Genomic DNA, 8095 nt, shown 5'->3' with positions numbered 1-8095 from the left:
CATATCCCGATTTCCATTTCCCTGTCCGTCGTCTTCGGCGCACTGGGTGCATCCATCCTGACTTCTTTGGTGTACACGCGTCAGCAAGAGAAAAAATAATCTGCCGATATAAAAAGGCCGTCTGAACATTTCAGACGGCCTTTTCAAATATCAAACACCAGCTTATTTAGCAGCGTCTTTCAATTTATCGGCAGCTTCTTGAGTCGCATCGGCTGCTTTACCCAAAGCATCTTTAGCCGCATCTTTGGCAGCATCTTTAGCTTCACCCACAGCAGCTTTTGCATCGTCCAAGGCTTTGTCGCTGGCTTCTTTAGCACCATCGATGGCTTTACCGGTAGTTTCTTTAGCATCGGAAATTGCTTTCTCCGCAGTTTCCTTCGCATCGGCACCGGCTTCTTTAGCGTCAGAAACAGCCTGTTCAGCAGCGCCTTTAGCTTCGGAAGCAGCAGCATCGGCAGCAGAAGCCGCGTGTTCGGCAGCAGCGTTCACATCAGAAGCAACGGCAGAAGCCGCTTCTTGAGTTTCCTGTTTCGCCTCTTGAGAACAAGCAGCCAAACCAGCCACCATCATCGCAGCAATCAATAATTTTTTCATGTTGTATATCCTTTGGTCTAAAAAATATCCATCAGAACTGACAGATTAGAAAATCATAACATAATTAATACTCGAAAAAGGGAGAATTAACGCCAAATAACAGCTGGTTTACGTTTTTTGAAAAAAATTTCAAAAAAACAGTTGACGAAAAGAAACAATCTCCCTATAATGCACAGCTTATCGGGTCGTTAGCTCAGTCGGTAGAGCAGCGGACTTTTAATCCGTTGGTCGAGCGTTCGAATCGCTCACGACCCACCAAATATGAAAACCTGCTTTGAAAAAAGCAGGTTTTTTTTATATTCTCCATCAAGCCTTTCTTCACTTGATACCTTTCTCATCATCAAAATCAAGCAATATCCGAGCTTTGTCACAATGCTGTTATGGATGCAACTCAAGGCATCACACCAGCACCAACCTCTTGAATCAATCAAACCCAACTCCCCCACCCAACATCTTTTTCTAAAAACTTCCAAATACCTACCATCAACCCATGCCAAATCCTCTTGTATGCCAGACAATTTAGGCATAGACTAAAACTACATCCAACTACAACAACAGGAGAAGGTTTGATGAAACAACTGTCTATGTATATCAACGGCCGCTTTGAAACCGACTTTAACGGTACATGGCGTGATGTATTGAATCCGGCAACCGAAGAAGTCATCGCGCGTGAGCCTAAAGGTGGAAAAGCCGATGTTGATCGTGCCGTTGCCGCGGCCAGAGATGCGCAAACTACATGGGAGCGTTTGCCTGCCGTTGAGCGCGGCGCATACCTGCGCAAAATTGCCCAAGGCATCCGCGAACGTGCCGACGAGCTGACGGATACCATTGTTGCCGAAGGCGGAAAAACCAAAGATTTGGCACGCATAGAAGTCATGTTCACTGCCGATTATCTCGATTACCAAGCCGAATGGGCGCGCCGTTATGAAGGCGAAATCATCCAAAGCGACCGTCCGCGCGAAAACATTTTATTGTTCAAACGTCCTTTGGGCGTAATCGCCGGCATTTTGCCGTGGAACTTCCCATTCTTCCTGATCGCCCGCAAAATGGGCCCGGCTTTGGTAACAGGCAATACCATCGTCGTCAAACCAAGCAGCGTTACCCCGATTAACTGCCACATCTTTGCTGAAATCGTTCATGCTTCAGGCTTACCTGCCGGCGTATTCAACGTCGTCAACGGCCCAGGCGCAGAAATCGGCAATGCCTTAGCATCGCATCCGCAAGTCGATATGGTCAGCCTGACCGGTTCTGTCGATGCCGGCCGTCAAGTAATGGAAGCTGCCGCCGCCAACATTACCAAAGTCTCACTGGAACTGGGCGGCAAAGCCCCTGCCATCGTTTTGAAAGATGCCGACCTGGATCTGGCCGTCAAATCCATCTTGGCTTCACGCGTGGGCAATACTGGTCAAATCTGTAACTGCGCCGAACGCGTGTATGTCCACAACAGCCTGAAAGACGCATTTATTGAAAAAATGACCGCCGCCATGAAAGGCGTGCGCTACGGCAATCCAGCTAAGGCCGAACCTGGCGCACTGGAAATGGGCCCATTGATTGAAGAGCGCGCCGTCAAAGCCGTTGCCGAGAAAGTCGAACGTGCAGTTCGACAAGGCGCAACTTTGGTTTGCGGCGGCAAACGTGCCGACGGCAAAGGCTACTTCTTCGAACCTACCCTGCTGACCAATACCGACAACAGCATGGACATCATGAAGGAAGAAACCTTCGGCCCCGTCCTGCCTGTTGCCACTTTCGACACGCTCGATCAAGTCATTGCTTTGGCAAACGACAGCGAATTCGGCCTGACCAGCTCCGTCTATACCACCAATCTGAATGAAGCGTTTTATGTAACCCGCCGTCTGCGTTTCGGCGAAACCTACATCAACCGCGAAAACTTTGAAGCCATGCAGGGCTTCCATGCCGGTTGGAAAAAATCAGGTATCGGCGGCGCCGACGGCAAACACGGCTTGGAAGAATATCTGCAAACCCAAGTTGTTTATTTAGAAACCGATATCTAACTGCCGATACTGCCCTTCATAAAACAAAAGGCCGTCTGAAACCGATTTTTCAGGTTTCAGACGGCCTTTCTGGCTTTATAGAAAAAAATACCGACATCGCGTAAAATAGAGCCAATTTTTCACTTTATTCAGGCCGTCTGAACACTCCGGCAGCCTGACTTATTTTTCCGGAAAACACCATGAGCGAACAAAACAATCCTCAAATCGAGCCGCAGTTGGACGAAAACCAAATCATCGCCCTGCGCCGCGAGAAACTGCACAACATCCGCAAAGAACGCAACGCCTACCCTAACGATTTCAAACGCGACAGCTTCGCCGCCGACCTGCATACCCAATACGGTGAAATCAGCAAAGAAGAACTCGACCCGCAAGGCATTCCCGTCAAAGTAGCCGGCCGCATGATGCTCAAACGTCAAATGGGCAAAGCCAGCTTCGCCACCATTCAAGACGTTACCGGTCAAATCCAGCTTTATCTGAACAACAAAGGTGTGAGCCAAGAAGTTTTGGACGACTTCAACCACTGGGACTTGGGCGACATCGTCGGCGCGGAAGGTACTTTGTTCAAAACCAACCACGGCGAATTGACCGTGCGCGTGTCCAACATCCGCCTGCTATCCAAATCCCTGCGCCCTCTGCCGGACAAACACAAAGGTTTGAGCGATCAGGAAACCAAATACCGTCAACGCTACGTCGATTTGATTGCCAACGAAGAATCACGCAATACCTTCATCAAACGCAGCCAAATCATCCAATCCGTGCGCAATTTCATGGTCAACGAGCATTATTTGGAAGTTGAAACCCCAATGATGCACCCGATTCCGGGCGGTGCGACGGCAAAACCGTTCGTTACCCACCACAATGCCTTGGACATTCCGCTCTATCTGCGTATCGCTCCCGAGCTGTATCTGAAACGCTTGGTTGTCGGCGGCTTGGAACGCGTGTTTGAAATCAACCGCAGCTTCCGTAACGAGGGCATGTCCGTACGCCACAACCCTGAATTCACCATGATCGAATTCTACGAAGCCTTCTCCGACTACGAACGCATGATGCAAATGGCGGAAGACATCATCCGCAACGCTTCCCGCGCAGTAAACGGCACAGCAAAAATCAGCTACAACGGAAAAGAAGTCGATTTGGAAAGCCCGTTTGAACGCCTGACCATTCTCGGTGCCATCAAAAAATACAATCCGCACTACACCGATGAGCAGTTGAACGATGAAGAATGGCTGAAAAAAGAAATCGTCAAACACGGCGAAAGCTTGCCTCCTTCTCCAGGTATCGGCAGCCTGCAACTTGCCCTGTTTGAAGGTTGCGCCGAGGGCAAACTGTGGAACCCGACTTTCATCATCGACTACCCTGTCGAAGTGTCGCCATTGGCACGCGCATCCGACAGCAAACCAGGTTTGACCGAACGCTTCGAGCTTTTCGTTGTCGGCCGCGAACTGGCAAACGGTTACTCTGAGTTGAACGATCCGGAAGACCAAGCCGAACGCTTCAAAGCGCAAGTGGCGCAAAAAGATGCCGGCGACGACGAAGCCATGCACTATGATGCCGACTACATCCGCGCCATGGAATTCGGCCTGCCGCCGACCGGCGGCTGCGGCATCGGTATCGACCGCTTGGTAATGTTGCTGACCGATTCGCAAACCATCCGCGACGTAATTCTGTTCCCACAAATGCGTCCCGAATAACGCATTGAAATAAAATCAAGGCCGTCTGAAAACAAGACTCTGTTTTCAGACGGCCTTTTTGTTTAAATATGTAAAACGGAAGAGTTTAAATCGATAAATCCTTTACACCATAATAATAAAATTCCATGATAATCAAAAAGATAATATAAAAAAGAATATGTAAACGTTTTTCAGTTTGTTGACAGTCTGCTAGAATACATCCAATTACAGACAGCCCACACACACAGGCCGTCTGAAAATGCAGAAACTCTGAAAGGTTTGTATGGATCAATTTTTCGAACAGCTTCACGGCTGGGTAAACGCCATCAACGACCCAATGTGGTCGGGGTTGGTATATATGCTTTTAGGCGTAGGCCTCTTTTTCACCGTTACCACCGGTTTTGTACAATTCCGCCTCTTCGGCCGCAGTATCAAAGAAATGCTGAGTGGCCGCAAACAAGGTGATGATCCGCACGGAATCACACCGTTCCAAGCATTCGTTACCGGCTTGGCCAGCCGCGTAGGCGTAGGCAACATCGCCGGTGTGGCGATTGCCATCAAACTCGGCGGGCCGGGCGCGGTATTCTGGATGTGGGTAACCGCCTTAATCGGCATGAGTTCGGCGTTTGTCGAATCTTCACTGGCCCAACTCTTTAAAGTCCGGGACTACGACAACCACCACTTCCGCGGCGGTCCTGCCTACTACATAACTCAAGGCCTGGGACAAAAATGGCTGGGCGTTTTGTTCGCCCTGAGCCTGATTTTCTGTTTCGGCTTTGTATTTGAAGCCGTACAGACCAATACCATCGCCGATACCACCAAAGCGGCATGGGGCTGGGATCAACACTATGTCGGTGTCGCCCTGGTCATTCTGACTGCCCCTATTATCTTCGGCGGTATCCGTCGCGTATCTAAAGCCGCGGAAATTATCGTTCCACTGATGGCGGTTTTATATCTCGTCATAGCACTCTTCATCATTGCTACCAATATTTCCCTGATTCCTGACGTGTTCGGTCAGATTTTCTCCAACGCGTTCAACTTTGATTCGGCTGCAGGCGGTTTCCTCGGCGGTCTGATTTCGACCACCATGATGCAGGGTATCAAACGCGGCCTGTATTCCAATGAGGCGGGTATGGGTTCCGCGCCGAACGCCGCAGCCGCAGCCGAAGTAAAACACCCCGTCTCCCAAGGCATGATTCAAATGCTGGGCGTTTTCGTCGATACCATCATCGTCTGCTCATGCACCGCCTTTATCGTCTTGACCTATCAACAGCCTTACGGCGACCTGAGCGGTGCGGCGCTGACCCAAGCGGCAATCGTCAGCCAGGTAGGCGAATGGGGAGCGGGCTTCCTTGCTGCCATCCTGTTTATGTTTGCCTTTTCAACCGTTATCGGCAACTATGCCTATGCCGAGTCCAACGTCCAATTCATCAAGAGCCATTGGCTGGTTACCGCCGTTTTCCGTATGCTGGTTTTGGCATGGGTCTACTTCGGCGCAGTTGCCAACGTACCCTTGGTATGGGATATGGCAGACATGGCCATGGGCATCATGGCATGGATTAACCTCGTTGCCATCCTGCTCCTGTCACCACTTGCCTTCCTGCTGTTGAAAGACTACACAGCCAAGCTGAAAATGGGCAAAGACCCAGAGTTCAAACTCTCTGAACACCCGGGCTTGAAACGCAAAATCAAATCCGATATCTGGTAAAACCAAAGGCCGTCTGAAACTTCAGACGGCCTTTTTAATCCCTGCCATTTAGACAAAACGATGCCCCTTAAAGCAGAAGCCTTAAGGGGCAGAGCGTTGCGGCACATCTTTTCAGACGGCCTTATTGTAGCAACGTTTCTCATTTCGCAGTGCAACAATATGGACAGATTCTAATTCCAAATCGGCACCCAGTCAAGCATTTCATTTGCATGGTAATACTTACCTAGGATATATTTATACTTACCAAACATCACATTACGGAGAAACTGATGGCTGCATTCAAACCCAACCCAATCAACTACATCCTCGGCCTCGATATCGGCATCGCATCCGTCGGCTGGGCAATGGTAGAAATTGATGAAGAAGAAAACCCCATCCGCCTGATTGATTTAGGCGTGCGCGTATTTGAGCGTGCGGAAGTACCGAAAACAGGCGACTCTCTCGCAGCAGCGAGACGCTTGGCACGCAGCGTCCGCCGCCTGACCCGCCGTCGCGCCCATCGCCTGCTTCGGGCCCGTCGCCTATTGAAACGCGAAGGCGTATTACAAGCCGCCGATTTTGATGAAAACGGCTTGATTAAATCCTTACCGAATACACCATGGCAACTTCGCGCAGCCGCATTAGATCGCAAACTGACGCCTTTGGAGTGGTCGGCAGTCTTGTTGCATTTAATCAAACATCGCGGCTATTTGTCGCAAAGAAAAAACGAGGGCGAAACTGCCGATAAGGAGCTTGGCGCTTTGCTTAAAGGCGTAGCCGACAATGCCCATGCCTTACAAACAGGCAATTTCCGCACACCAGCCGAATTAGCTTTAAATAAATTTGAGAAAGAAAGCGGCCATATCCGCAACCAACGCGGCGATTATTCGCATACGTTCAACCGCAAAGATTTACAAGCAGAGCTGAATTTACTGTTTGAAAAACAAAAAGAATTCGGCAATCCGCATGTTTCAGACGGCCTTAAAGAAGGTATTGAAACCCTGCTGATGGCGCAACGCCCTGCCCTGTCTGGCGATGCTGTTCAAAAAATGTTGGGGTATTGCACCTTTGAGCCGACAGAGCCGAAAGCCGCTAAAAACACCTACACCGCCGGACGTTTCATCTGGCTGACCAAGCTGAACAACCTGCGTATTTTAGAGCAAGGCAGCGAGCGGCCATTGACCACTACCGAACGCGCCACGCTTATGGACGAGCCATACAGAAAATCCAAACTGACTTACGCACAAGCCCGTAAGCTGCTGGGTTTAGAAGATACCGCCTTTTTCAAAGGCTTGCGCTATGGTAAAGACAATGCCGAAGCCTCAACATTGATGGAAATGAAGGCCTACCATGCCATCAGCCGTGCGCTGGAAAAAGAAGGATTGAAAGACAAAAAATCCCCATTAAACCTTTCTCCCGAATTACAAGACGAAATCGGCACGGCATTCTCCCTGTTCAAAACCGATGAAGACATTACAGGCCGTCTGAAAGACCGTGTTCAGCCCGAAATTTTAGAAGCGCTGTTAAAACACATCAGCTTCGACAAGTTCGTCCAAATTTCCTTGAAAGCATTGCGCCGAATTGTGCCTCTAATGGAGCAAGGCAAACGTTACGATGAAGCCTGCGCCGAAATCTACGGAGACCATTACGGCAAGAAAAATGCGGAAGAAAAGATTTATCTGCCGCCGATTCCCGCCGACGAAATCCGCAACCCCGTCGTCTTGCGCGCCTTATCTCAAGCCAGAAAAGTCATAAATGCCGTTGTACGCCGGTACGGCTCCCCTGCACGTATCCATATTGAAACGGCAAGGGAAGTAGGCAAATCGTTTAAAGACCGCAAAGAAATCGAAAAACGCCAAGAAGAAAACCGTAAAGACCGGGAAAAAGCCGCCGCTAAGTTCCGAGAGTATTTCCCCAATTTTGTCGGCGAACCCAAATCCAAAGATATTCTGAAACTGCGCCTGTACGAGCAACAACACGGCAAATGCCTGTATTCGGGCAAAGAAATCAACCTAGGCCGTCTGAACGAAAAAGGCTATATCGAAATCGACCATGCCCTGCCGTTCTCGCGCACATGGGACGACAGTTTCAACAATAAAGTGCTGGTATTGGGCAGCGAAAACCAAAACAAA

Annotated in this window: 5 protein-coding genes and 1 tRNA gene; 5 read left to right on the top strand and 1 reads right to left on the bottom strand. The window is 49.7% G+C overall.

The window, feature by feature from the left end; all coding sequences use genetic code 11:
• Positions 1–162: 162 nt before the first annotated feature.
• Entirely contained in the window at positions 163–594 is a 432-nt protein-coding gene (locus ACTHS3_RS09045; RefSeq protein ID WP_003749309.1) for an Ag473 family lipoprotein, read from the bottom strand.
• 182 nt (positions 595–776) lie between these two features.
• On the opposite strand from ACTHS3_RS09045, the gene ACTHS3_RS09040 reads away from it, so the two are divergent.
• From ACTHS3_RS09040 to cas9, 5 genes are all read left to right on the top strand, one after another.
• Positions 777–852 (top strand) — tRNA-Lys (locus tag ACTHS3_RS09040).
• Positions 853–1163: 311 nt separating this feature from the next.
• Positions 1164–2606 carry an aldehyde dehydrogenase gene (aldA, locus tag ACTHS3_RS09035; RefSeq protein ID WP_070588191.1) on the top strand — a complete coding sequence of 481 codons (1443 nt, stop codon included), beginning with the start codon at positions 1164–1166 and terminating at the stop codon, positions 2604–2606.
• 179 nt (positions 2607–2785) lie between these two features.
• Positions 2786–4297 (top strand): lysine--tRNA ligase, encoded by a 1512-nt coding sequence (gene lysS / locus ACTHS3_RS09030; protein WP_049323415.1) that lies wholly within the window; start codon positions 2786–2788, stop codon positions 4295–4297.
• Between the two features lie 262 nt (positions 4298–4559).
• On the top strand, positions 4560–5984 hold the full coding sequence (locus ACTHS3_RS09025; RefSeq protein WP_070624650.1) for an alanine/glycine:cation symporter family protein: 1425 nt from the start codon (positions 4560–4562) through the stop codon (positions 5982–5984).
• A gap of 269 nt (positions 5985–6253) precedes the next feature.
• The coding region (gene cas9 / locus ACTHS3_RS09020) for a type II CRISPR RNA-guided endonuclease Cas9 (protein WP_440367739.1) at positions 6254–8095 on the top strand (1842 nt) is incomplete at its 3' end.

The sequence above is a fragment of the Neisseria sp. P0009.S007 genome (assembly GCF_051962515.1).
Note: the sequence above shows the minus strand (reverse complement) of the source record. Positions and strands in the feature narration are given on the sequence as shown.